Origin of the sequence: Streptomyces sp. NPDC097640 (assembly GCF_040302705.1) — a bacterium.
In the GTDB taxonomy this organism is placed as follows: Bacteria; Actinomycetota; Actinomycetes; order Streptomycetales; family Streptomycetaceae; genus Streptomyces.
In genome coordinates, this window is sequence record NZ_JBEOSB010000009.1 from 342,189 (window position 1) to 366,825 (window position 24,637).

General features: G+C 71.7%; 18 protein-coding genes. 11 read left to right on the forward strand and 7 right to left on the reverse strand.

What is annotated here, in order from left to right:
* The first annotated feature begins 192 nt into the window (after positions 1 to 192).
* Both ABTY62_RS17140 and ABTY62_RS17145 read left to right on the forward strand, forming a co-directional pair.
* Positions 193 to 597 carry a DUF6188 family protein gene (locus ABTY62_RS17140; RefSeq protein ID WP_352130225.1) on the forward strand — a complete coding sequence of 135 codons (405 nt, stop codon included), beginning with the start codon at positions 193 to 195 and terminating at the stop codon, positions 595 to 597.
* 27 nt (positions 598 to 624) lie between these two features.
* Positions 625 to 1,287 (forward strand): class I SAM-dependent methyltransferase, encoded by a 663-nt coding sequence (locus ABTY62_RS17145; RefSeq protein WP_352130226.1) that lies wholly within the window; start codon positions 625 to 627, stop codon positions 1,285 to 1,287.
* Positions 1,288 to 1,435: 148 nt separating this feature from the next.
* Here the strand turns inward: ABTY62_RS17145 and ABTY62_RS17150 are convergent, their stop codons facing one another.
* Complete coding sequence (locus ABTY62_RS17150) at positions 1,436 to 2,635, reverse strand: MFS transporter (protein ID WP_352130227.1); 1,200 nt, start codon at positions 2,633 to 2,635, stop codon at positions 1,436 to 1,438.
* Positions 2,636 to 2,722: 87 nt separating this feature from the next.
* Between ABTY62_RS17150 and ABTY62_RS17155 the strand changes: the two genes are divergently transcribed.
* Both ABTY62_RS17155 and ABTY62_RS17160 read left to right on the forward strand, forming a co-directional pair.
* Positions 2,723 to 3,304, forward strand: coding sequence for a TetR/AcrR family transcriptional regulator (locus ABTY62_RS17155; RefSeq protein ID WP_352130228.1), 582 nt, complete (start codon positions 2,723 to 2,725; stop codon positions 3,302 to 3,304).
* Positions 3,305 to 3,430: 126 nt separating this feature from the next.
* Positions 3,431 to 4,132 carry a 2-phosphosulfolactate phosphatase gene (locus ABTY62_RS17160; protein ID WP_352130229.1) on the forward strand — a complete coding sequence of 234 codons (702 nt, stop codon included), beginning with the start codon at positions 3,431 to 3,433 and terminating at the stop codon, positions 4,130 to 4,132.
* A 10-nt stretch (positions 4,133 to 4,142) separates the two neighbouring features.
* Here ABTY62_RS17160 and ABTY62_RS17165 read toward each other — a convergent pair whose 3' ends face one another.
* The 3 genes from ABTY62_RS17165 to ABTY62_RS17175 form a co-directional block, all read right to left on the reverse strand.
* Positions 4,143 to 4,664: a GNAT family N-acetyltransferase gene (locus ABTY62_RS17165; protein ID WP_352130230.1), complete on the reverse strand. Its 522-nt coding sequence runs from the start codon at positions 4,662 to 4,664 to the stop codon at positions 4,143 to 4,145.
* A gap of 103 nt (positions 4,665 to 4,767) precedes the next feature.
* Positions 4,768 to 5,178, reverse strand: a complete 411-nt coding sequence (locus ABTY62_RS17170; RefSeq protein ID WP_352130231.1) for a hypothetical protein — start codon at positions 5,176 to 5,178, stop codon at positions 4,768 to 4,770.
* A 143-nt stretch (positions 5,179 to 5,321) separates the two neighbouring features.
* Positions 5,322 to 6,638: an MFS transporter gene (locus ABTY62_RS17175; RefSeq protein ID WP_352130232.1), complete on the reverse strand. Its 1,317-nt coding sequence runs from the start codon at positions 6,636 to 6,638 to the stop codon at positions 5,322 to 5,324.
* Between the two features lie 136 nt (positions 6,639 to 6,774).
* Between ABTY62_RS17175 and ABTY62_RS17180 the strand changes: the two genes are divergently transcribed.
* The 4 genes from ABTY62_RS17180 (at position 6,775) to ABTY62_RS17195 (ending at position 11,041) form a co-directional block, all read left to right on the forward strand.
* Complete coding sequence (locus ABTY62_RS17180; protein WP_352130233.1) at positions 6,775 to 8,562, forward strand: IlvD/Edd family dehydratase; 1,788 nt, start codon at positions 6,775 to 6,777, stop codon at positions 8,560 to 8,562.
* A gap of 29 nt (positions 8,563 to 8,591) precedes the next feature.
* Positions 8,592 to 9,608: a sugar kinase gene (locus ABTY62_RS17185; RefSeq protein ID WP_502997471.1), complete on the forward strand. Its 1,017-nt coding sequence runs from the start codon at positions 8,592 to 8,594 to the stop codon at positions 9,606 to 9,608.
* Positions 9,609 to 9,669: 61 nt separating this feature from the next.
* Positions 9,670 to 10,290, forward strand: a complete 621-nt coding sequence (locus ABTY62_RS17190; protein WP_352130234.1) for a bifunctional 4-hydroxy-2-oxoglutarate aldolase/2-dehydro-3-deoxy-phosphogluconate aldolase — start codon at positions 9,670 to 9,672, stop codon at positions 10,288 to 10,290.
* 52 nt (positions 10,291 to 10,342) lie between these two features.
* Positions 10,343 to 11,041, forward strand: a complete 699-nt coding sequence (locus ABTY62_RS17195; protein WP_352130235.1) for a FadR/GntR family transcriptional regulator — start codon at positions 10,343 to 10,345, stop codon at positions 11,039 to 11,041.
* A 28-nt stretch (positions 11,042 to 11,069) separates the two neighbouring features.
* On the opposite strand, the gene ABTY62_RS17200 is transcribed toward ABTY62_RS17195, so the two are convergent.
* The 3 genes from ABTY62_RS17200 to ABTY62_RS17210 all read right to left on the reverse strand — a co-directional run bounded on the left by ABTY62_RS17200 (position 11,070) and on the right by ABTY62_RS17210 (position 13,673).
* On the reverse strand, positions 11,070 to 12,230 hold the full coding sequence (locus tag ABTY62_RS17200; protein ID WP_352130236.1) for an oxygenase MpaB family protein: 1,161 nt from the start codon (positions 12,228 to 12,230) through the stop codon (positions 11,070 to 11,072).
* A 119-nt stretch (positions 12,231 to 12,349) separates the two neighbouring features.
* The gene (locus ABTY62_RS17205; RefSeq protein ID WP_352130237.1) at positions 12,350 to 13,405 is read right to left on the reverse strand and encodes a polyprenyl synthetase family protein; all 1,056 of its coding nucleotides are present in this window, start codon (positions 13,403 to 13,405) and stop codon (positions 12,350 to 12,352) included.
* Positions 13,395 to 13,673 (reverse strand): polyprenyl synthetase, encoded by a 279-nt coding sequence (locus ABTY62_RS17210; RefSeq protein ID WP_352130238.1) that lies wholly within the window; start codon positions 13,671 to 13,673, stop codon positions 13,395 to 13,397. Before ABTY62_RS17210 ends, ABTY62_RS17205 begins: the two co-directional genes overlap by 11 nt.
* Positions 13,674 to 13,970: 297 nt before the next feature.
* On the opposite strand from ABTY62_RS17210, the gene ABTY62_RS17215 reads away from it, so the two are divergent.
* From ABTY62_RS17215 to ABTY62_RS17225, 3 genes are all read left to right on the forward strand, one after another.
* Positions 13,971 to 17,102, forward strand: coding sequence for a discoidin domain-containing protein (locus ABTY62_RS17215; RefSeq protein ID WP_352130239.1), 3,132 nt, complete (start codon positions 13,971 to 13,973; stop codon positions 17,100 to 17,102).
* Between the two features lie 516 nt (positions 17,103 to 17,618).
* Positions 17,619 to 19,652 carry a flotillin family protein gene (locus ABTY62_RS17220; RefSeq protein WP_352130240.1) on the forward strand — a complete coding sequence of 678 codons (2,034 nt, stop codon included), beginning with the start codon at positions 17,619 to 17,621 and terminating at the stop codon, positions 19,650 to 19,652.
* 74 nt (positions 19,653 to 19,726) lie between these two features.
* Positions 19,727 to 24,568 (forward strand): DNA repair ATPase, encoded by a 4,842-nt coding sequence (locus tag ABTY62_RS17225; RefSeq protein WP_352130241.1) that lies wholly within the window; start codon positions 19,727 to 19,729, stop codon positions 24,566 to 24,568.
* Positions 24,569 to 24,637 lie beyond the last annotated feature (69 nt).

Sequence of the window (24,637 nt, forward strand, 5' to 3'; positions counted from 1 at the left end):
GCTCATCCGGTTCCTCAGGCATCCGGTCGTGCTGTCAGCATTGCATCACCGTCCAGACCCGATCGAACTGTGCTGCCGTCAGGTCCTCAGCGCGAATCCCAAAGCAGAGTCCGCCAATCGCGTCATCCACGGCGGCCAGCTCCGCAGGCAGACCGAGATCCTGTGGCCGGCCCAGGTCCGTAGCCTTGCGCCATGGGGAACGGGATTGATCGCGTGGAGAACGGCTGGGACGTCCGCTCGATACGTGGGGTGGGCGTCGGCGAGGTGGTTGTCGGCAGCATGATGCGGCTGCACATCGGTTCGCATGGGATCGAGGTGCACAGTCCGGCCGAGTTGACGGCCGGCGGGCAGGCCTATGCCCTTCACGCTGCGGGCCGAATCAATCTGGACAAGGTGACGCTGCTGCTCGATCAGGTGGTCGTTGAGGTTCATGTATCCGATGCGGGTGCGCTGAAGGTTCGGTTTGCCGGCGGGTGGCGACTGGACGTTCCGGTGGTGCCCGACGGCTTGGGCTGGATCGTCGCCCTCCGGGGGCGCCACTTCATCAGCCCCGTGCCGGGTGGTGGCGTGAGGATGTCCGATCGACGAAGTGGCTGAGCAGCCGCTCCTGTCTACTGTGGCCCCATGGCGCTGATTTCCTACCTCCACCGTTTGAATCAACGGCACCCATGGAGTCACAACGACCACTACGGCCCCTGGATCGCGCGCCGGGTGGCCGGGTCCGGGGCTCGCCACGTCCTCGACGTCGGGTGCGGCGCGGGGAATCTTGCCGCGCTTCTGCGCCGTCGGGCTGTCACCGTCACCGGGCTCGATCCCTCCTCCCAGATGGCCCGCGCCGCGGCGGAGCGCTTCGCCGACGACCCCGCGGTCACCATCGTCGAGGCCGACTTCGCCGGGCGCGACCCGCAGCGGCGCTTCGACGCGATCACCCTGGTCGCCGTCCTGCACCACCTGCCGCTGGTGCCCACTTTGCGGGAGCTGCGCGGCTGCCTCGCTCCGGGCGGGCGCCTCGTGGTCGTCGGCTGCTATCGGGAGACCGGGCCTGCCGATCTCCTCATCTCCCACCTGGCCCTGCTCGTGAATCCGGTCATGGGGCTGGTCAAGCATCCGGCCCGCGCCGTTGCGCTGCCCCTGCACATGACGGCGCCTACCGCTCTTCCGCAGGAGACCCTGGAGGACATCCGGGCCGCGGCCGCGCAGGAGCTGCCCGGCGCCCGGATCCGGCGTCGCCTGTTCTGGCGGTACAGCCTGGTGTACGACGCTCCCGCCGGGCACAGCCCGGCCTGATGCCGTTTTGGCATCGGTCACCGACGTCGAGGGCGGTCACCGAGCCGCCCAGGGCCTCCATGGCGGCTGTCAGCCCCCGGGCCGCCGCGCCCTCGAAGAGACACTCCCGCCTCCGCCTCGCGTGCTGCCGTCCGTTCGTCGGCGCTGTTCACGGGGTGTGCGCAGGGTCGGTTGTGCGGGCGGCGGGTGTGGCGAAGGACGCGGCCAGCACGAGTATCAGGACCAGGAACAGTGCGTTGCGGAGTCCGAAGTGTTCGCCGAGCTGGCCGAGTGAGGGAGGTCCGACGAGGAAGGCGACGTAGCCGAGGGTGGCGGCGAGGGAGACCCTTGCGGCGGAGTTGTCGCCGGAGTCGCCGGCCGCGGAGAGCGCGACGGGGAAGCCCAGGGACGCGCCGATGCCCCACAGGACGGCGGCCGCTGCCGCGACGGCCTGGTTGTCGACCAGGATCACGAGTGCGATGCCGACGGCGCCGACGACCGCGCTGGCGCACAGGGCGGCCGCGCGTCCGTAGCGGTCGACGAACCGGCCGCCGGCGAAGCGACCGACGGTCATCGAGGCCGCGAAGACCGCGTACACGGCCGATCCGAGGGCCGGGTCGAAGCCATGGCCGTCGACCATGACCAGCGGCAGCCAGTCGTTGGCCGTTCCCTCGGCCATGGCAAGGGCGAGGATGATGCCGCCGATGAGCAGGAGCCTCGGTTCCCTCCACACCGCGGGGCGCGCGGAGGCCTGCGCGGGCGTGCCGCTGCCGTTGCTGTTGCTGTTGCCGGTTCGTCGGCCCACTCCGGCGGGAACGTATCGGATCGTCGGTGCCAGTACGGCCAGTACCACGGCGGTGACGATGGCCAGATGCCACAGGACGGGGAACGAGACGGCGGTCAGAATCATGCCGCCGGCCGCGCCGACCACCGTGCCGAGACTGTAGAAGCCGTGCATCGCGGGGAGGGTGGAACGGCCGAGCAGCCGTTCCACCTCCGCCCCTTCGATGTTGAGGGCCACCTCGCCGCCGCCCATCCCGAGGCCGATGAGTCCGAGCCCGAGGGCCACGACCGCGTCCGCGCCCGCAGCGGCCCCCAGGCCGATGACACCGGCCCCCGCGGCGGTCGCCAGCGTTCCGGCGGCGATGAGGGGCCGGGCGCCCCAGCGGGCAACGAGCGGCCCCGAGCACAGGATGCCCGCCATGGACCCGACCGAGAGCCCGAACAGGACCAGGCCCATGCGTCCGGTGGAGGCCCCGAGCAGGTCGCGCACGTCGGGGGTGCGGGTCACCCAGGACGCCATGGCCAGGCCGGGCAGGAAGAACAGGGCGAACGCGGCGGTGCGACGCCGGCCGGGGCTGACAGTCACGGGGAATGCCTCCAGGAGATGACCGAACACAGAAGTCTGTACGATCGTACACACTCCGGTGGAGTCGCCTTGTGACAGATTGGGGGCGTGAGCGGCACACGGCGCGCGATCCCGAACGACCCCGGACGCAGGGACCGGATTCTCGATGCCGCCCTCGATGTCATCGCCGAGGGCGGTGTTCACCGGACGACCCATCGCAAGATCGCTTCACGGGCCGGCGTCCCTCTGGGCTCGCTGACGTACTACTTCGACGGCATGGACGATCTGCTGGCGCTGGCGTTCGCCCGCCTCGCCGACACGATGTCCCAGCTCTACCGCCGCACCGTGGCCAGTGCCGGGTCGACCGCCGAGGCGGAGGCGGCCGTGGTCGAGCTGATCTGCGGGCCGGCCTACGCCACTGACCGCGACATGACGCTCATCTTCGAGATGTACGCCTACGCCAACCACAACACCGCCGTAGCCACAACCACCCGCTCCTGGCTGGCGCGCAGCCGCGAGAGCCTCGCCCTGCACTTCACCCCCGGAGTGGCCCGAGCCCTCGATGCCCTGATCGAGGGCTGGCCCATGCACCGCCGCTTCGACGCCGCCCCCCTCAACCGGCAGCTCGTCGCCGGAGTCGTGCACGCCGTCGTCGACGCCGCGCCTCACCTCCCCGACGAACAGCTCTGAACTCCTCGCCTACGCCGCGGGCGTTGCCGCGGCGCAGAGCAGGTGTGTGTCGCATTCCGGGACCGTCGATATGACGTGGATCACTCACTGGCTGCTTTGGGGCGGGCATGCGTGATCATGATCGGAATGGACACTCGTTTCGTTGGCATTGCTGAGCTGGTCGAGGCACCGTCCGTGGCGGTCGTAGTCGACGTCATGCGTGCTTTCACCGTGGCTGCTTGGGCCTTTGCCCAGGGGGCGGAGAAGATCGTTCTTGCTGAGTCGCTGGACGACGCTCTGGCGCTCAAGGCTCGCCACCCGCATTGGGTGGCGCTCAAAGACGGTCCGCCCGCGCCCGGGTTTGACATGGTCAACTCGCCGGGTCTGCTGCGGTCTGTTGACCTAGGCGGACGGACCGTTGTGCAGAAGACCACGGCAGGGACGGTCGGCGCCCTTGCGGTCAAGGAGGCGTCGCTGGTGCTGTGCGCCGGCTTCGTGGTGGCGGAGGCAACGGCTCGGCTCTTGCGGACGCGCAAGAGTGACAGTGTCACGTTCGTGGTCACCGGCGAAGATGGGCAGGCCGATGAAGATCTGGCGTGTGCTCAATACGTCGCTCGGAGGGTCACCGAGGCTGAGACGGATGCTGCCGAGTTCCTCCGCCGCGCTGCCGAGTCGCGCGCCGCTGCCGAACTGGCGGAGGGTGTGCGTCAAGGAGTCCATCCTGATGACGTCGCACTCTGTCTTGAGCTCGACCGGTTTCCCTTTGCCATGGTGGCGGCCTTGGAAGACTCACTCATGGTCCTGCGTCTGTGCGCCGTGCCTTCGCCGGCCGAAGCCGGGCAGGGGTAGGCGGCAGTGGTCAGCCTCGCTGTCGAAAGTCCAGCATGTAGAACACCTTGTCGTAGCGGCGTTCGCCGACGGCGACGAAGCTGGGCAGACGGCCGTATTCCGTGAAGCCCAGCGACCGGTAGAGGCGCAGGGCATTGGCGTTGTCGCCCCGGGCGTCCAGGGTGAGGACCTCGATCCCCGCCTCCCGGGCGTCAGCGATCAAAGCAGCGGTCAGCGCCCGACCGACACCACGACCATGGACAGCGGCAGCGACCGCGATCTTCTCCAGATCGGCGTGCGGCCGATGGGTCGGCCGGGCGTAACGCAGCCAGTACCCCAACCCGACAAGCCGACGGTCGAGGTAAGCGGCGCGCAGGGCCGCGTCCCCGGCCTGCACCGCGGAGACGACGTGGCCGAGAAGTTCCGCCACCTCATCCCGCGAGGGTGGTTCGACCCAGCCCAGCGCGGCACCTCCACCGACCAGATCCGCCAGCATCCGGTGGGCCGACTCCGCAAACCGGGCCTCCAGCTCCGGATCGGAAGTCAGCTCCATGGCGTCAAGGATGACGGGCTCAGGGGTCACACCGCTGATCACAGTCGGCAGCATAGCCAGCACAGTTGACCCCCTTCACCCAGCCACCGCCGCTTGAGATCCGTCACCCGAAGCAAAGATCAACGTTCTTGTGGATGCAGACACGCAGCACGGTGGAAAGCTGCTGGGCGTCCTCGATGTGTCTTCCCATGCCGGCATCGAGAGGTTCCGAATTCCACCGACCGATGATCGCGTCCAGTTTGGGAAGAACGGCAGCGCAGTCCTCGGGAGACAGGTTCTTGCTGTGATCGTCCGGATGATTGAGAAACGGCTCAAGCTCGGTTGAGACCTCCGCCCATGGCCGGTCTCCTCCGAAGCCGGTCATCTCGTCAAGGTCGAAGCCGTCAGCGTGGGCCAGCCGGCGACGGAACTGAGCGAAGCCCCCGTACGAGAAGCAGGCGTCCGGCCCGTCGATGTCACCATCACTGGGAAACAGACACAGCCCCATGACATCCCCCCTTTCCAGGATGTACATGGTCGGCGCCCTCGATGCCGATGGCAACGGGATATCCGGCGTCCCCTCCGCCTCGGGCGCGTCGGCCGTGGCTGCTTCGGCGGCCTCGGCGCCGAGTGAGCCGGCGGAGGGGCAGGCGGTGGCCGGGCGGCGGCCGGAGTGGCTCAGACCGTGGAGCGCCCGCGCTCGGTGTCCTGCTGCGGCGTGTCCGCGATGACCGGCCTGCGCTCGATCAGCCGCTTGATGCCGAAGGTGGCGACAGTGGCCACGGCCATCGCGGCGACCAGGAACCACAGACCGGTGACAGGGGACGAGGTGCGGTCCACGATCACGCCGATCCCCATGGGGCCGAATCCGCCGCCCAGGTTGCCCACGGCGTTGATCATGGCGATGCCCGAGGCGGCCTGAACGCCCGCGAGGAACCGGGACGGCAGCGACCAGAGCACCGGCTGCCCGGCGAAGATGCCCACCGCGGCCACGCTGATGAACGCCATCTGTAGCACGTGGTTGTCGACCAGCGCGGTCGCGGCCAGGCCCAGGGCACCCACGGCCGTGGTGGCGGCGATCCACGGGTAGCGGGAGCCGCTGCGGTCGGCGAGCTTCGGCACGACGTACAGGCCGAGGGCGACGAAGACGTAGGGGATGGCGGTGATGAAGCCGGTGGCCGTGGAGGACAGGCCCCCGAAGCCGTCGACGATGGTCGGCAGCCAGAAGCTGAGGCCGTAGGCGCCGAGAGGGAAGCACAGGAAATACAGCGCCATACACACGACGCGCTTGTCGCGCAGTGCGCTCAGCGGGTTCTCGTGGGCCGCGCCCAGCGCGTCCGTCTCTCGGGCGAGTTCATCGGCGATCCAGCCCTTTTCGTCGGCGGACAGCCAGCGCACCCCGTCCGGTCCATCGGGGAGCACACGGAGAGTGACGAAGGCGAGCAATATGGCGGGCAGTCCGGTGGCAACGAAGATCCACTGCCAGCCCTCCAGGCCGAGGGTGCCGTCCAGGTCGCCGAGCGCACCCATGAGCGGATTGCCGATGATGAAGGCGAGCGGGGACGCCATCATGAACCAGCCGGTCATCCGCGCCCGGTAGCGGTAGGGGTACCACTTGGTGAGGTAGTAGAGGACGCCGGGGTAGAAGCCGGCCTCGGCCACGCCGAGCAGAAAGCGGGCGGCGTAGAACTGCCAGCTGGTGGAGACCAGGGCCGTGAGGACGGTGACCAGGCCCCAGCTGACCATGATCCGGGTGAACCAGCGGCGCGCTCCGAACCGCTCGAGAAGGATGTTGCTGGGCACTTCGAAGATCGCGTACGCGACGAAGAACGCGACCTGTCCGAAGGTGAACGCGGCGCTGGACAGCCCCAGTTCGTCTTGGAGTGTCAGCTTGGCGAACCCGACGTTCGACCGGTCGACATAGGCGACCAAATAAAGCAGCACCAGGAACGGCATCAACCGCCAGGTGACCGTTTTCATCACTTTCGCTTCCATGCGGCTCTCTCCCAGGAGTTCGACGTTGATCCTCTGGACGGTGACGGACGGTATCGTGATTTGATAGCACCATTGAAGAGGTGGATGGGACACAGCTTGGTCACGGCCACCTCAGCGCACGGAAAGGACATCGCGCATGGCCGCGCTCGACCCCCTGCCCACCGCCACCGCCGACAGCGCCACCACCGCCGCCACCACTGCTGGCAGCGCCGCCCCCCTACGCAGCCGCGCCTGGTTCGGCGACGGGGGGAAGAACGGTTTCATCTCGCGCCACCATCTGCGCGCCATGGGCCGCGGCGGTCATAACTTCGACGGCCGCCCCGTCATCGGCATCTGCAACACGTACTCCGAACTGACGCCGTGCAACGGCCACTTGCAGATCCTCGCCGACGCCGTGAGGCGCGGTGTGCTCCAGTCGGGGGGCTTCCCGCTGGAGTTCCCCGCGATGTCGCTGGGCGAGCCGTTCCTCCGCCCCACCTCGATGCTCTACCGCAACCTCGCCGCCATGGAGATCGAGGAGCAGATCCGGGCCAATCCGCTGGACGCCGTCGTCCTCCTGACCGGCTGCGACAAGACCACCCCCGCCGCGCTGATGGGCGCCGCGAGCGCCGGGGTGCCGGCGATCGTCTTCACCGGTGGTCCGATGCTCAACGGACGGTTCCGCGGCCGCAACGTCGGCTCGGGTACGGACATCTGGCGGATGACCGAGGAGTTGCGGGCGGGCACGATCACCCAGGAGGAGTTCACCGAGTTCGAGTCCTCGCTGAACCGCTCGGCGGGCCACTGCATGACCATGGGCACCGCTTCGACGATGGCCTGTCTCGCCGAGGCGCTGGGCATGATGCTGCCGGGCGCCTCCGGGCTGCCCGCCGTGGACGCCCGCCGCGGCACACTCGCCGAGGCCACCGGCGCCCGTGCCGTCGAACTCGCGGGCAGCGCCCTCACCCCCGGCCGGATCATGACCCGTGAGGCGTTCGAGAACGCCATTCGGGTCAACGCGGCGATCGGCGGCTCCACCAACGCCGTCGTGCACCTCCTCGCCCTGGCCGGCCGCCTCGGCGTACCGCTCGCGCTCGACGATTTCGACCGGCTCGGCGCCGAACTGCCCCTGCTGGTGGACCTGATGCCGTCCGGCCGCTTCCTGATGGAGGAGTTCGCATACGCCGGCGGGCTGCCCGCGCTCATCAACGATCTGCGGGACCGGCTGCACCAGGACACCGTCACGGTGACCGGCCGGAGCCTCGTCGACAACTGCGCGGGCGCCGAGGTGTACGACCGTGAGGTGATCCGCCCGCTCGACCATCCGGTGCAGCCCGCCGGCACCGGCACCGCCGTGGTCCGTGGCAACCTCGCGCCCGACGGCGCGGTCGTCAAGCAGTCCGCGGCCGACCCGGCACTGCTCCGGCACACCGGCCCCGCCCTGGTCTTCGACTCCCTGGAGGAGTATCTGGCCGTCGCCGAGGACGACGACCTCGATGTCACCGCCGACACCGTCCTCGTCGTCCGCAACACCGGCCCGCGCGGCTACCCCGGGATGCCGGAGGTGGGCAATCTGCCGCTCCCCAAGAAGCTCCTCGACGCCGGGGTCCGGGACATGGTGCGGATCTCCGACGCGCGCATGTCCGGCACGGCCTTCGGCACCTGCGTGCTGCACGTCGCCCCGGAGGCGGCGGTCGGCGGCCCGCTGGCGCTGATACGTACGGGGGACCGGGTCCGCCTCGACGTACCGGGGCGGCGCCTGGACATGCTGGTCGAGGACGGCGAACTGGACGAACGACGGGCCGGGTGGCAACCGCCGAAGCCGCCCGCCGACCGCGGCTGGACGTATCTCTACACCCGGCATGTCACCCAGGCCGACACCGGCGCCGATCTCGACTTCCTGGTCGGCTCCACCGATTCCGCCCCGCCGCGGCAGGCGTTCTGAGGCATTCAGAGGCGTTCAGAGGAGTGCGCATGTCCTACGAAGAACAGTCACGCATGGCCGAGCGTTTCCCGCCGGAGCGCGGGAGCGCTGCCCCGGGGCGGCCGGCGCCCGAGTTCGTGACCTGCGGCGAGGCGATGCTCCTGATGGTGGCGGAGCCCGGGGTGCCGCTGGAGCGGGCGACGGTGTTCCGGCGCTCGGTGGCGGGCGCGGAGACCAACGTCGCGACCGGGCTCGCCAGGCTCGGACACCGCACGCGCTGGCTGGGCCGCGTCGGCGACGACCCCTCCGGCCGGTCCGTGCTGGCCGCGCTGCGCGCGGACGCCATCGACACGTCGTACGCCGTCGTGGATCCCTCCGCGCCCACGGGGCTGCTGCTGCGGGACAGCCATCCGGCGCGGGCGATCGATGTGCAGTACCACCGGGCCGGCTCGGCGGCGTCCCGGCTCACCGCCGACGAGCTGACCGCCGAGATGGTGGCGGGCGCCCGGCTGGTGCACATCACGGGCATCACCCCCATGCTCTCGGACTCCGCCCACACGGCGACGCTGCGGCTGCTGGAGCTGGCCCGCGCGGCCGGCGCGACGGTCTCCTTCGACCCGAACGTACGGCTGAAACTGGGCACCCCCGAGCGCTGGCGCACGGTCGTCGCCCCGCTGCTGGAGCAGTCGGACATCACTCTGGCCGGCGAGGACGAGCTGGAGCTGCTGGGCATGACGGCCCACGGGCTGCTCGCCGCGGGTGTCACCACGGCCGTAGTGAAGCACCGCGACAAGTCGGCCACCTGTAGTACGGCGGACGGCACGTGGCGGCAGGACGCATTCCGGGTACCGGCCGCCGACCCGGTGGGGGCGGGCGACGCGTTCGCCGCCGGGTTTCTCTCCGGGGTCCTGAGCGGCACACCGTACGACCGCTGCCTGGCGGCGGCGGCCGCGGTCGCCGCGCTCGTGGTGCAGTGCACCACCGACACCGACGGCCTTCCCGATCGCGCGGGCCTGGCTCGCGCGCTGTCGTCGTTCACGGGCGCCGCGGAGACCGTCCACCGCTGACGCCCCGCACTCACCGCACCGCCCCGCACTCACCGCACACCGCACCACACCAGGAGCACTCATGTATCGATGGGACATCGTCCGGGCCGTCACCGCACAGCGGGTGTTCGGGATCGTCCGGACGGCCGGGCCGCGCGAGGCCCTGGCCGCGGCCGTGGCCGTGCTCGACGCCGGGCTGAACGCCGTGGAGGTGGCGCTGACCACGCCGCGCGCGCTGAGCGCCGTCGCCGAGTTGACCGCGGAACGGCCGGACGCGCTCGTCGGCGCCGGCACGGTCATCGACGCCCCCGCCGCGCGGGCCGCGGTGGAGGCGGGCGCCCGGTTCCTGGTGTCGCCGAGCCTGCACCCGGAGGTGATCCGTACCGGACACCGCTACGGCGTGCCGGTCTTCCCCGGAGTCGCCACCCCGACCGAGATGGTCCGCGCGCTGGAGGAGGGCGCGGACGCGCTCAAGCTCTTCCCGGCCTCCGGCGCATCGCCGTCCTGGCTGCGCGACGTCCGGGCCGCGCTACCCCAGGCCCCCGTGATCCCGACCGGTGGTGTGACAATAGACAACGCACCGGAGTGGATCGCGGCCGGGGCCGTCGCCTGCGGCATGGGCTCGGCGCTCACCTCGGGCGGCGCCCAGGCGGCGGGCGAGCGGGTTGGCACGCTCCTCGGCCGACTCGCACAGGCCCGCTGAAACCCCGGGACGGTCGAGGGCGGTCAAGAGACAGGACGGAGACGCGGAGCGCGTGGAACTACAGGGGCTGCACGGACAGGTCGTGGACCAGATCGGCCTGTCCCTCGCCGCGGAGGAGACCCGCGCCGGCGAGGTGCTGCGCCTGGAGGACGTCCAGGAGCGCTATGGAGTCTCGCGGACCGTCGCCCGGGAAGCGGTCCGAGTGCTGGAGTCCAAGCGGGTCGTCACCTCCCGCCCCCGCGTCGGCATCACCGTACGGCCGATGACCGAGTGGAACCTGTACGACCCCCAGGTCATCCGCTGGCGGCTGAACTCGCCGCACCGCGGGGCCCAGCTGCGCGAACTGGCGGAACTGCGCGCGGCCGTCGAGCCGTCCGCGGCCGCGCTCGCCGCGGCCTCGGGCGACGACGAAACCTGCGAGGCGCTCGTGGCGCACGCCCGGGCGATGGCGACCGCGGCCGCCGAGGCGGACACGGCCGGGTTCGTCGCGGCGGACGCCGCGTTCCACCGGGCGCTGCTCACCGGGTCGGGCAACGGTATGTTCGCCCAGCTCGCCGAGGTCACGGAGGAGTTGCTGACGGCCCGCCGCGAGCTGAGCCTGATGCCGGAGCGGGTCGATGAGGCAGCGGTCCGGCGCCACCAGGAAGTCGCCCAGGCCGTCGTCGAGCGGCGCCCGGCGGAGGCCGCGGCCTGTGTGCGGTCCATCGTGGACACCGCCCACAGCGAGGTCGAGGGCCTGCTGGACGTCTGAGGGGGAGTCAGGGTCGAGCGCCGGGTGATCAGGAGACCGTGGTGGCCGGTGGGGTCCATCGGCGGGTGCGGGGCACCGTGCTCGGGACGTCGTAGTCCTTTTTGAGCTGTTCGGGGATGGCGTAGTGCATGACGCGGCCCCGGGTGAGGGAGGACAGTTCGAAGACGGTGGTGAGGTGGCCGAGGCGGTCAAGGGCCCACGCGCCGAGCGGAGAGCGGTCCTCGATGGTCTCCAGGATGCCGAGGAGGTGGGGTACGGCCTTGACGACGGTGTCCCACGGGGTGTGCGGGACGTGAAGCCAGTCGGCGCAGGTGTCGCCGATGAGGTAGCGGATGAGGGCGGAGACGATCGGGTCGAAAAGGGTGCCGGGCACGACCTCCTCGTAGAGGTCGATGAGCTGCCGGGTCAGGTGCGCGCCCTCCTCGGAGGGCCCCATGTGCCGGACCATGTACAGGTCGAGGAATCGGCGGGCCTCCTCCAGGTTTTTGGGGACGGCGTCCTGGTCGACGCCGAGCATGGCGCCGACCACGCGCCAGGCGTAGTAGTAGGCCTCCGCGCCTTCCTGTGACATATGGATGCCGAGGCGGTGCAGGCTGTCCAGGACGAGCAGGGAGAAGAACATCTGCCCGCCGATCATGTCCTCCTGGCAGATGGGCGTCCCCAGGGCGGGGGTGTCCCACCGGTTCTCGCGCTTGAGGTGGTGGCGGATGGAGGCGTGCAGAAGGCGGACCTTCTGGGCGGCGGGGATGAAGCGGCTGCCGGCTTCGAAGGCGTCCGGCTGCATCAGGTAGACGGTGAACTGGCCGGTCTCCGCCATGCGTTTGGAGGGGTAGTTCAGCCCGTGGGCGGCCGACAGCAGCTTCGCCAGATGCGGGACGACGTAGCAGGCGGGCATGGAGGCGAAGGACAGCGCGGTGGAGATGTGCACGTTGTTGTCGATGAAGAACAGCCGGGCCTTCTCCATCTCGCCCCAGTCGACCCAGCCCGGCGGTAGGCGGGTGGCTTCGAGGTACTCGTGCGCGACGTCGGGCAGACCGTCCGGCAGGGGAGCGCCGACGGTGGAGACGTAGCGCATCAGGGTGTTGAACGTGCCCACCTGGCCGCGTTCGAAGAGGGCGGTGACGGTGGCGTCGGCGAGTTCGTCACCGGCCTGCCGCAGGGCGTCCATCGATGCCTCGGTACAGGTCATGGCAGGGCTCCTTGTCTTCCACGGGATGGTCCACGGGATCGCCCACGGGGTCGTCCACGGGCGGCGGGAGAGGCCGGCGGGCGGGGATGGCACGGGCTGTGCCACCCGGGGGCGAAGGTTCAGGACAGGCGGTCCGCCGCCGACTGCGCCAGCGCGGTCAGGGCGGCGGTGGCGTGCGCGGGTACATCCAGTTCGTGGAGGGCGCCAAGTGCCTCCTCGACCCGTGCGCTGATCATGTCCTCGATGCGGTCGGGCGCCTTCAGCCGGTGCATCACCTCGCGGACCGCGTCCAGAGCATCCGCGTCCGGGCGGCGCCGGCCCAGCAGGGCGCGCAGCCGCTCGCGGTCGTCGTCGCCGGCCAGGCGCCAGGTCTCTGCCAGCAGGGCCGTGGGCCTGTGGCCCCGCACGTCGTCGGCGTTGGCCTTGCCGGTGCGTTCCGGGTCTCCGAACAGGCCAAGCAGGTCGTCGCGCAGCTGGAACGCCTCGCCCAGGGGCAGCCCGTACGCGGAGTAGCCCTCGCGCAGCCGCGCGCCGGCCCCGGCCAGGGCGCCACCGATCAACAGGGGCTGCTCCACGGTGTACTTGGCGGTCTTGTAACGGATCACCTTCAGCGACGCGGTGGTGTCCGGACCGGTCCCGGTGCGCAGGATCTCCAGGCACTCGCCGGCGATCAGCTCCCGGGCCATCACCGACCACAGCGGACGCGCGCGGGCGAGATAGGCGACGGGCAGACCGCTGCCGGCGAACAGCTGCCCGGCCAGCGCCATCAGCAGGTCCCCCACCAGCATCGCCAGTGACCTCGCGGCGGCGTCGGCGCGCGGGCGACGGCGCACCGCACCGCGCAGGGCGACGTGCGCGGTAGGGCGCCCGTGCCGCAGCGAGCTGTCGTCGATGAGGTCGTCGTGCACGACGGCGGCAGCGTGCACCAGCTCCATCGACGCCGCCGCCCGCACCAGCGCGTCGCTGTCCGGCTGTCCCACCGCGCGCCACCCCCAGTAGCAGAACGCCGCCCGCAGCCGTTTGCCGTCCGCGGCCGCCGCCTCCAACTGCGCGGCCACCGGGGTGAGGAGCGGATCGACCGCCGCGAACTGGTCAGCCTCCTGGGCGACGAACCGGCGCACCACCTCGTCGACGCGGGTCTTGAACGCGGCCGGTTCCCACCGGTCAGACCTCATCGACAGCCTTTCGGGCCCGGGCGTGCCGGGCGAGGACCTCCAGGTGGGCCGGGGGCGCGGCCGCGTACCGGTCCAGCACCAGACGCCCTCGAGCCATCAGCTCGTGCTCGGCGTCCACCGCGAGCTCCGCGGTGTCCGAGCGGCGCAGCAGCCCCCGCACCGCCCCCAGGGCCGAACCCAGGGTGCCCACCGCGAGATCGGCCAGCCCAGCCACGAGCAGCACCACCCGCTCATCCAAGCCGTCGCGCCGTCCCACTTCTCGCGTCATGTTTTCCCCCACCCACAACACAGCCGGGCGGCACCGGTCACGCACCGCCCTCCGAGCATCGCGCCGGACCGGGCGCCGGAGCGGAAGAACTCACGATCGAGGGACCAATCGCTCTGCTGTGCGGATCGGCGCCGCGGGCTCGGTGCGGAGGGCTCGTTTGGCCTGGGTCCTGCCCCGGCCCCCCTCCTGTTGTTACGGCGGCTGACGTCACACCCGTTGACGCGCAGACCGGGACCGTCGAAGAATGTGCGGCACCCCTCCTCTGACAACGTTGTCCAGTCTGTGAGGTATCGTTCCGTGTCGCACCCATCCCTGCCCCTCGACCGCCGCCGCTTCCTGCACCTCGCCGGTCTCACGGGCGCGCTGGCCGCCCTGCCCCCGCTCACCGGAGCCGCGAGCGCCCACGCGGCGCACGGCCGCACGGACACACCGCCCGACGCCGTCGCGGCCACCTACCTGCGGGTGCTCCTGGACCACACCCGGTGGTCCGAGACGCAGTGGGACGAGGCCCAGGGCCACTACCGGGCCAAGGACTTCGGGTTCGCCGTGGTCCTCGGCAACGCGGTCCTGCTCACCCACGGCACCTACGACGCGGCGCGCGCGGGCACCGACCGGGAGACCCTCGCGCGGCGCACGCTCGCCACCATCCGTCACTTCGCCGCGTCGAACCGGCTCACCGGCGGCAACGAGTGGGGTCGCACGCTGTTCTTCGACACCACCTTCCAGTCGTACTTCGTCCTCGCCGCCCGGCTGCTGTGGAAGGACCTCGACACCGCGACCCAGCAGAACGTCGAGACCATCGTCCGCGAACAGGCCGCCTACACCGTGTCGTTGGGCAGCGGCGACGACCCCGCCTCGGGCGGCTGGACGCCGAACGGCCTGAGCGGCGGACACGTCGGCGACACCAAGCTGGAAGAGATGGGCCTGTACGCGCAGACCCTCGCACCGGCGCTCGCATGGGCCCACGACGACCGCCGCGCCGCCGACTGGGCCACGTGGTACGGCATCTGGTCGCGCAACGAGGCGGGGCTGCCGCCCGCCGACCTCGCCAACCCCGCCCGTGTGGACGGCGTCGCCGTGTCCGAGAACACCGCCCGCAACCTGTACGACACCTTCATCGTCGAGAACCACGGCTCTTTCGGCCCGCACTACCAAGAGGAGCTGTGGCGCACCTCCGGCCGCAACGCAGCGCACTTCCTGGCCGCCGGACGCCCCCTCCCGCAGGTTCTCGCACGGCAACCGAACGCCCAGCCGCTGTGGCACACGCTGCTGGGCGTCATGAGCGACGCGGGCGAACCGCTGATGCCGATGGTCAACGACCGCGAGCACCTCTACGGCAGGGACGTCATCCCGCTCGCCTTCCTCTCCCAGGTGAGGCGCGACCGGGCCGCGGCACGCGCGGAGCAGGAACTGGCGTCGCGGCTGGAGGCGTACCAGCAGTACCCGCCCGAGCACCGGATGGCGAAGTTCTCGGGGGAGCCGAAGTACGAGCCGGAGGCGCGTGCCGAGATCGCGATCAGCTACCTGCTGCACGTGTGGGCGGCGGCGTCCGGGCGGCCCGTCGAGGCGCTGTCGCGCGAGGAACTGTTCGCGCGGGCCTCCGGTGTCACGGACTTCGGGCCCGGCCCCGGACTGGTGTCGCACCAGTCGCGGGCCGCGTGGGCCGGTGCCGTGACGAAGCCCGGGTTCGTGAAGTTCGCCTGGCAACCGGCCCACGACGACTGGCTGTTCCGGCTCAGCGGCGCGACCCCGATGTTCCTGCCCGCCACCGCCGCGAAGGTCCAGGGCCGTACCGTGCGCGTGTACGAGTCCCTGCGCGACGGCTTCGACGGCAGCGCGACGCTGCTGCGCCTCGACGGCGGCTGGGCAGGGTTCGCGACGCTCCCCACGGGCGCCGTCGTCTACGCGAGCAGCGGCACCGCCGACGCGGAGGGCCACCTCGACGTGCACAACCTGACGATGCCCGGCATGCCGGGGCTCGACGGCACGCGCACCTACCGCTTCGAAGAGGGTGAGGCGACCGTCCGCGCCCGCGACACCTCCACCGACACACCCGCCGGACGGGTCGACGACCTCGACTTCACGCCCACGACGGTGCGCCACGTCCGCATGCTCGGCGTGCGGCCCGACCCGGCCTACGGGTACTCCCTGTACGCCTTCGAGGTGCGCGACGGTGCCCAGGGGGCGGACCTCGCGCGCGGCGGGTCCGCCACCGCCTCGTCGGCCGACGCCGGGAAGGGCGCGCCGCTCGCGGCCGACGGCGACGCGGCCACCCGCTGGGCGGTGTCGAGGGCCGACCGTCCGCGCGCCGACAGCTGGCTGGCCGTCGACCTGGGCGCCGAGCGCCGGGTCGACCGGGTCACCCTGCGCTGGGAATCGGCGGCCGGCCGCGCCTACCGCATTCAGGGGTCGACGGACGGCCGGGACTGGAGCGATCTGGCGACCGGGCCGAGGCCGGCGGTGAGCAGCCGCGGCGGCTGGCTCGACGTCGAGGGACGCGCCGGGCTCGTGGTGCGTGGCGGCCGGAACCCGATCGGCGTCTACGACGACAAGATCGTCCTCGGCGACGGCCCGGCGGCACCTCTCCTCGTCGAGGGCTTCCCCGGCGCCTCGGCCGAGAGGCTGCGTGCGACCGCCCGGGGGACCGCACCCACGGCGGAGGCCACCGAGGTACGCACGACGCTGACGGACGGGCACCTGACCCTGTTCAACTTCTCCGGCGAGTCCGTCAGGACGCGGATCACCATCCCGCGCACCGGCACGGACACGGAGGTCTTCGAGGGCACGCAGTGGCTGACCGCCGACGGCACGTCCTTCGAGGCCGTGCTGCCCGCCGCCACGGCGGTCGTGCTGGCCCCGCGCTTCACGCTCACCCCCCTCACGAGCCGACAACTGCCGTCGGGCCTGCGGGTCCAGGCCGTCGACGGTGCGACCGTGCGCCTGTCCGGGGCCTCGTGCACCGTGCGCGTCCGGGCCCAGGGACGCAGCAGGGTCGCCGTCGTCCGAGCGGGCCGGACGATCACCGTCGTCCTGGACGGCGCGGCCGCCCACCCGCACGACGACCTGGCCCTCGGCAGGACCGTCTTCCCCACGAGCCCGCTGCCGGAGGGCATGTCCGACCCCGCGGCGGCGGTGGACGGCGACGCCGTCACGGCGTGGAATCCGGGCACGCGCGGCCGCATGGTCGTGGACCTCGGCGCGGCCCGCCCGGTCCGCCTGGTGGAGACCGAGTGGACGGCGGCCGCGGCGCCGGGCGAGAAGGTCGGCTTCAGCATGGACGGGATCACCTACCGGGACGCCGGAACCCTCACCGGCCGGGGCCCTGTGCGCCGGCTGACCGCCTCCGAGACGGCCCGCTACGTCAGCCTCGAGGTCGACGGGTCGGCGCACCCGGCGGTGTCACGCCTGCGGCGCCTGACGGTGCGCTGAGCGCTCCGCGGCCGCCCGAGACCGTGGCTTCGTCGGGAGTCGTCCCATCGGCGGGTGACGAGCCCGCGGTTCCGCGGTCTTGGTGCGCCGGTGATGGCTTCTTAGCAGTTCACCGGCATGCAGACCCGGGTGAACACTGCCGGGAACCGGCAATGCGCGGGCCGGCCCCGGTGGTGCACCATGGCGGCCGGGGAGCGCCGCGAATGGTTCCGGTGCCGGACACCGGCAGGTGCGCCGACGAGTGCCCCACGGAGGCCGCGCGCCATCCACAGGTGCTGTGCGCGGGAAGGGGGCCGGACGATGCTGATGCTCGTGGCGGATCGGCCTTCCCCGCCGACGGGGCTCGCCCGGCGGACGTCCTCACTCTTCGTCCGGCCGCGGAATCGTCTCTCGCCCGACGAACCCGGGCCCGCCCGCGTGGCGGCGCACCTGCGCGCCGCCTGAACGGCGGCCCGACTCCGCCGGGACCGGCCCCGCTTTCCCCTTCGACTGCCTTATGCCTCAAGGACGTATGCCATGGATGTCATCGGCGTGCTCGCCGCCGTCTGCCTGATTCTCGTTGTCGTCGTACTGCTCCTCGTCTCCCGGCTGTTCCGCAAGGTGGAGCAGGGCAAGGCGCTGATCGTTTCCAAGATGCGCAGGGTCGACGTGACCTTTACCGGGCAGGTCGTGCTGCCCGTGCTCCACAAGGCCGAGGTGATGGACATCTCGGTGAAGACGATCGAGATCACTCGGGCCGGCAAGGAGGGGCTGATCTGCAGGGACAACATCCGTGCGGACATCCGGATCTCGTTCTTCGTCAAGGTCAACAAGACCGTGGAGGACGTCGTCAAGGTCGCCCAGGCCGTCGGAACCGCGCGGGCCAGCGACCGGGACACCTTGCAGGAGCTGTTCCACGCGAAGTTCTCCGAGGCGCTGAAGACCGTCGGCAAGCAGCTGGACTTCACCGACCTGTACACCAAACGCGATGAACTGCGGTACCGGATCATCGAGGTCATCGGTGTCGACCTCAACGGCTACCACCTCGAGGACGCGGCGATCGACTACCTGGAGCAGACGCCGCTGACCCAGCTCGATCCGGCCAACGTCCTCGACGCCCAGGGCATTCGCAAGATCACCGAGTTGACGGCCGTCGAGCATGTGCGCACCAACGAGGCCCAGCGCAACGAGCAGAAGGAGATCACCCGGCAGAACGTCGACGCCCGCGAGGCGATCCTGGAGCTGGAGCGCCGCCAGGCAGACGCCGAGATCAAGCAGCGGCGGGAGATCGAGACCGTACGGGCCCGGGAGGAGGCCGAGACGGCGCGGGTGGTGGAGGAGGAGCGGCTGCGGGCGCAGAGCGCGTTCCTCCGTACGGAGGAACAGCTGGGGATCCAGCGGGAGAACCAGGCCCGCGAGGTCGCCGTCGCCGCGAAGAACCGCGAGCGGGTCATCGCGGTCGAGAGCGAGCGCATCGAGAAGGACCGCCTGCTGGAGGTCATCGCCCGGGAGCGGGAGACCGAACTGACGCGGATCTCCGCCGAGAAGGAGGTCGAGGCGAACAAGCGGGACATCGCCGAGGTCATCCGGGAGCGGATCGCCGTGGACCGTACGGTGGCCGAGCAGGAGGAGTCCATCAAGAAGCTGCGGGCCGTGGAGCAGGCGGAGCGCGACCGCCAAGCCGTGATCATCGCGGCCGAGGCGGAGGCGCAGGAGAGGCTGGTCAAGGACATCAAGTCCGCCGAGGCGGCCGAGCAGGCGGCTGTCCACCGTGCCGCCGAGGAACTCACCCTGGCCGAGGCCCGGTTGAAGAGGTCCGACCTCGAAGCCCAGGCCAAGCTGCGGTTGGCCGAGGGAATCCAGGCCGAGGCCGCGGCCGAGGGCCTGGCGGCCGTGCAGGTCCGCGACAAGGAGGCCGAGGTCGTCGAGAAGGCCGGCCGCGCCGAGGCCGAGGCGACCGGGGCGCGGATGCGTGCCGAGGCGGAGGGCGCCAAGGCGAAGGCGCTCGCGGAGGCGGCGGCCATCGGCGAGAAGCTCAAGGCGGAGGCCGCCGGCCTCACCGAGAAGGCGGCCGCGATGGCCGCCCTCGACGAGGCGTCCCGCGGCCACGAGGAGTACCGGCTGCGGCTGGAGGCCGAGAAGGACATCCGGCTCGCCGGTCTCGAGGTGCAGCGGCAGATCGCCGAGGCGCAGGCCACGGTCCTCGCGACGGGGCTGGAGAACGCCGACATCGACATCGTCGGCGGGGAGTCCGTCTTCTTCGACCGGCTGGTCGGGGCGATCTCGCTGGGCAAGGGCGTCGACGGCTTCGTCGAGCACTCGCAGACCGCACAGGCCCTGGCGAAGCCCTGGCTGGACGGCACGGCGAGTCTGACCGACGACCTGAGCCGGATCCTCGGCTCGGTCTCGACGGCGGACGTGCGGAACCTGACGGTCTCCGCGCTGCTGATGAAGCTCGTGAAGGCGGGCGGCCCGAACACGGGCCAGGTGCGGCAGCTCCTGGACCGGGCCGATGAGCTGGGACTCGCCGACCTGCCGCTGACCGCCCTGAACGGCGCCGTCAGGACCTGATGACCAGCGGTGCGGGAGCTGCCGAACAGGGGACGGCAGCTCCCGCACCGCCTCTTCGAAAGGGATCGCGATCCATGGCAACCGGCCTGGACACGGAGACGTACGACGCCGTCGACACCGGCACGTACGAGGTGCTGCGCGACCGGCTCGCCGTGCAGGCCGCCGAGCTCGCCCGCCGGGCCGAGGCGCTGAACGCCCGCCGCATCGCGGAGTTCGGCGCCACCCGGCTCGAACTGACCGGAACCGAGCGGCTGCGCACCGAGCGCGGGAGCGTGCCCCGCGACATCGTGTCCGTCGGCGGCCGACTGCTCCTCGGCTACAACGACGCCTCCGGTCCGCACGCGGGGACGGCCGTGGGCGACGTCTTCGCCCTGTATGACGCGGACCGGACCCGGCTGCCCGAGGACGCGGTGCCCGGCCTCCTCGACGACCCGGCCTTCGTGCGGGAGTTCGAGGCTCTGTACCGCTACTACCGGCAGGCTCGCCTCCTCAGGCTCCGCCGACTCGGGGACAGGCTGCTGGCCGTGTTCCAGACCGGCGACAAGGCCGAGGACACCAAGGTGCTGCGCTGGGCCGTCTCCGGCGACGGGCGGCCGTCGTTCCTCGACCCCCGCGGCGAGCACGACGACGTGCTCCCGCCCTCCCACGACTTCGCGTGGACCGAGGCCACCCGCGAGGACCACGTACTGGGCAGCCACCCCACGGTCCGGGTGCGGGGCGAGATCCTGGTCTCCACCGTCGGCGGCGCACTCACCGTCCGGACGGAGGCGGGGGAGGAGCTCTTCGGCGAGCCGGTGGACGAGCCGCTCCAGTCCCTCGCGGACGCCGACATCGCCCACGCGCGCGTGGGGGCGCTGATCCTGCTGCGGATCCGCCCCTACAAGGAGGACACCCACCGGTACCTGGTCTTCAACACCCTCACCAGGACGGTCATCCGCCTCGACGGCGTCGGGCAGGCATGCCGCCGGCTGCCCGACGATCAGGGCGTCGTCTTCCCCGGCGGCTACTGCCTGGCCACGGGCGCGCACAAGACCTTCGACCTCGACACATCGGACCTCGAGTTCGAGGGCGAGGTGCGTTCGCCGTACGGCGAGGACACGCTGTACGCGTTCCACGCGCGTGCCGAGGGCCGCAGCCTGCTGCTGTCGTACAACACCATCCGCAAGGAGGCCGCCGCCCCGCTGCCCTGCCACGGCTGGGCCCTGTTCGACGACGGCACCCTGTTGGTGCTGCGGGCGGACGGTGCCGAGCCGGCCCGCGTACACCCCCTTCAGGTGTGGACCTCCCCCTACGCCTCCGACACCTACGCCGCCGCCCAGCCCCTGGGCGAGGGCCCGCTGGCCCGCATCGGCAACTCCGACCTCGTACGCGCCATCTCCACCTGCCTGTCCCTCGCCCGCGCGGTCGCCGAGACCACGCCGACGAGCGAGGTGTACGAGGCGCTCGTCGCGGCCTGCGTCCGGGCGGCCGACGCCCATCACTGGCTGGGCGAGGCCGAACTCGGCGATCTGCGCACCCCCCTGGACGCGGTCCGGGACACGGCCGAGCAGGTGCTCACCGAGTTCGAGACCGTTCAGACGCTGACCCGGCAGGCGTCCGAAGCGCTCGACCAGGCCGCCGGCCGTCTCGCGACGGTGGTGCGGCGGCTGCGCGGCGGGGCTCCTCGCGAGGCCACCGCCTGGGTGAGCGGGCTGACCGAACTCCGCCACGCCCAGGGCCACCTGCTGACCCTGAAGGACATGCGGTACGCGGACACCGCCCGCATCGACGAACTCGCCGCCGAGGCCGAGGCGGACCTCGCGTCCTTCGGGCAGCGCGCCCTCGCCTTTCTGGCCCGCGAGGACGCCTTCGCCGGGCACCACCGGGACGTCGAACAGCTCGCGGCCGACGCCGAGTCGATCCGCAGCGTGGCGGAGGCCGCATCCGTCGCGGCCCGGCTCGACGGTCTCGCCGACGCGCTGCGCACGGTCACCGAGGTCGTCGCCGGCCTCGACACCGGCGACGCCACCGTACGGACATCCGTGCTGGAGCGCACCGCCGAGGTGTTCGGCGGCGTCAACCGGGTCCGCGCCGTTCTCGACGCCCGGCGCCGGGCCCTGCGCGACAGCGAGGGGCGCGCCGAGTTCGCGGCCGAGTTCACGCTGCTCGGCCAGACGGTCGCCGGTGCGCTCACCGCCGCCCGTACTCCGGAGGAGTGCGAGGCGCACCTGGCCTCCGTGCTGGCCCAGCTGGAGAACCTGGAGTCCCGCTTCGCGGAGTTCGACGACTTCGTCGGCGAACTCGCCGGCCGGCGCACCGAGATCTACGAGGCGTTCTCCGCCCGCGAGCAGACCCTCCTGGACGCCCGCGCGCGCCGCGCCGAACAGCTCGCGGTATCCGCCGACCGCGTCCTGGAGACGATCACCCGCCGTGCGGCCACGCTCGGGGACGCCGACGCGGTCAGCACGTACTTCACCTCGGACCCGATGGTCGCGAAGGTCCGCCGCACGGCCGACCAACTGCGGGAACTCGGCGACCCGGTACGGGCGGAGGAACTGGACGGCCGGCTGCGGGCCGCGCGTCAGGAGGCGGTTCGTGCGCTGCGCGACCGCGCCGACCTGTTCGCCGACGGCGGCCGCACCCTCCGCCTGGGCGCCCACCGCTTCGCCGTCACCACCCAGCCCCCAGGCCTCACCCTGGTCCCGCACGGCGACGGCCTCGCCTTCGCCCTCACCGGCACCGACTACCGCTCACCCGTCTCCGACCCCGACTTCGCCGCCACCCGCCCCTACTGGGACCGGCACCTGCCGTCCGAGTCGCCCGGGGTCTACCGCGCCGAACACCTCGCCGCCCGACTGCTGCGCCGGCACGGGCCGGCGGCCCTCGCGGCGGCCGACCTCCCCACCCTGGTACGCGCGGCGGCGGAGGAGGCCTACGACGAGGGCTACGAGCGCGGCATCCACGACCACGACGCGACCGCGATCCTCAGCGCTCTCCTTCCCCTGAACGAGCAGGCCGGCCCGCTGCGGCACGAGCCCGCCGCCCGGGCCGCGGCCCAGCTGTTCTGGGCACACGGCACGACGGCCGGGGCACGGACCACATGGGCCCGCCGGGCGAGCTCCCTGGCCCGGGCCCGGGACACGTTCGGCCAAACGCCCGCGATCGCCGAACTGGAGGAGGAGTTGGCGCGGGCCATCGGCGCCTGGTCCCCCGACGCGGATCCCACGGCGTCCGCCGGGTACCTCTTCGAAGAGCTGACGACCGGCCCCGACGGCTTCACCATCAGCGCTGCCACCCGCACCCTGCTGGACAAGTTCCACCGAACAGTGGGCGACCCGGGCTACGCCGAGGACCTCGCCGCCCTCGACGACCTGGCCGCGCGCCGCCAGCTGGCCGCGGCCTGGCTGTCGGCGTACGCCTCCGCCACCGGCACGGAGATCACCGCCGGCGACCTGGCGGAGGCGGTGGCCGCCGAGCTGTGCCCGGACCTGAGCCGCCACGCGTCCGACGCCGTGCTGGAGACGGCCGTCGAGGGCCTGCTCGGCACGCACCCGCGCATCACGGGCCGCCGCATGCTCCTCCGGATCGATGAATTCCTGGCCCGCACGCGGCGCTTCGCCGACCAGGACGTCCCCTCCTTCCGCGGCTACCAGCGCCGGCGCACCGCCCTGGTGGCCGCCGAACGGACCCGTCTGCGCCTGGACGACCACCGCCCGCGCTCCATGGCGGCCTTCGTGCGCAACCGGCTCATCGACGAGGTGTACCTGCCGCTCATCGGCGACAGCTTCGCGCGGCAGCTCGGCACCACGGGTGAGACGAAGCGCACCGATACCGGGGGCCTGCTCCTGCTCGTCTCCCCGCCCGGCTACGGCAAGACGACGCTGCTGGAATACGTCGCCGACCGCCTGGGCCTGATGCTGGTGAGGGTCAGCGGCCCGGCGCTCGGCCACGCCGTCACCTCGCTCGACCCGGCCGAGGCCCCGAACGCCACCGCCCGGCGGGAGATCGAGAAGATCAACTTCGCGCTCGCGGCGGGCAACAACACCCTCCTGTACCTCGACGACATCCAGCACACCTCACCGGAACTGCTCCAGAAGTTCATCCCGCTGTGCGACGCCACCCGCCGTGTCGACGGTGTGTGGGACGGCGAGCCGCGCACCTACGACCTGCGCGGCAAGCGCTTCGCCGTGTGCATGGCCGGCAACCCCTACACCGAGTCCGGCGCCCGCTTCCGCGTGCCCGACATGCTCGCCAACCGCGCCGACGTCTGGAACCTCGGCGACGTCCTCACCGGTAAGCAGGACGTCTTCGCCCTCAGCTTTCTGGAGAACGCGCTCACCTCGAACCCGGTGCTGGCCCCGCTCGCCGGACGAGACCGCCACGACCTCGACGTGCTCCTGCGGCTCGCGGCGGACGACCCCACCGCCCGCGCGGACCAGCTCACGTACCCCTACGCCCCGGCCGAGGCGGACCAGATCGTGGCCGTCCTGCGCCATCTGCTCACCGCGCGCGAGACCGTTCTCGCGGTCAACGCCGCCTACATCGCCTCCGCGGCGCAGTCCGACACCACCCGCACCGAGCCGCCCTTCCGGCTCCAGGGCTCCTACCGCACCATGAACAAGATCGCCCAACGCGTCCGGCCCGTCATGAACGAGGCCGAACTCGCCGCCGTCATCGACGACCACTTCACCGCAGAGGCCCAGACCTTGACCAGCGGAGCCGAGGCCAACCTGCTGAAACTGGCCGAGCTGCGCGGGAGGCCGACCCCCGCCCAGGCGGAGCGCTGGGCCGAGCTGAAGGCCGCGTACGTCCGCACACAGGCCCTCGGCGGCCCCGAGGAGGACCCCCTCAACCGAGCCGTCGCCGCACTCGGCCTGCTCGCCGACCGGGTGGCAGCCGTCGAGTCCGCCATCATCCGGGCCGCGGAGCAGCCGTAAGCCCGCCCCGGGTGCCTGGTTGGTAGGGTGCGCAGGTTGCACCGCTTGGAGAGACATGGCAGCGCTCAA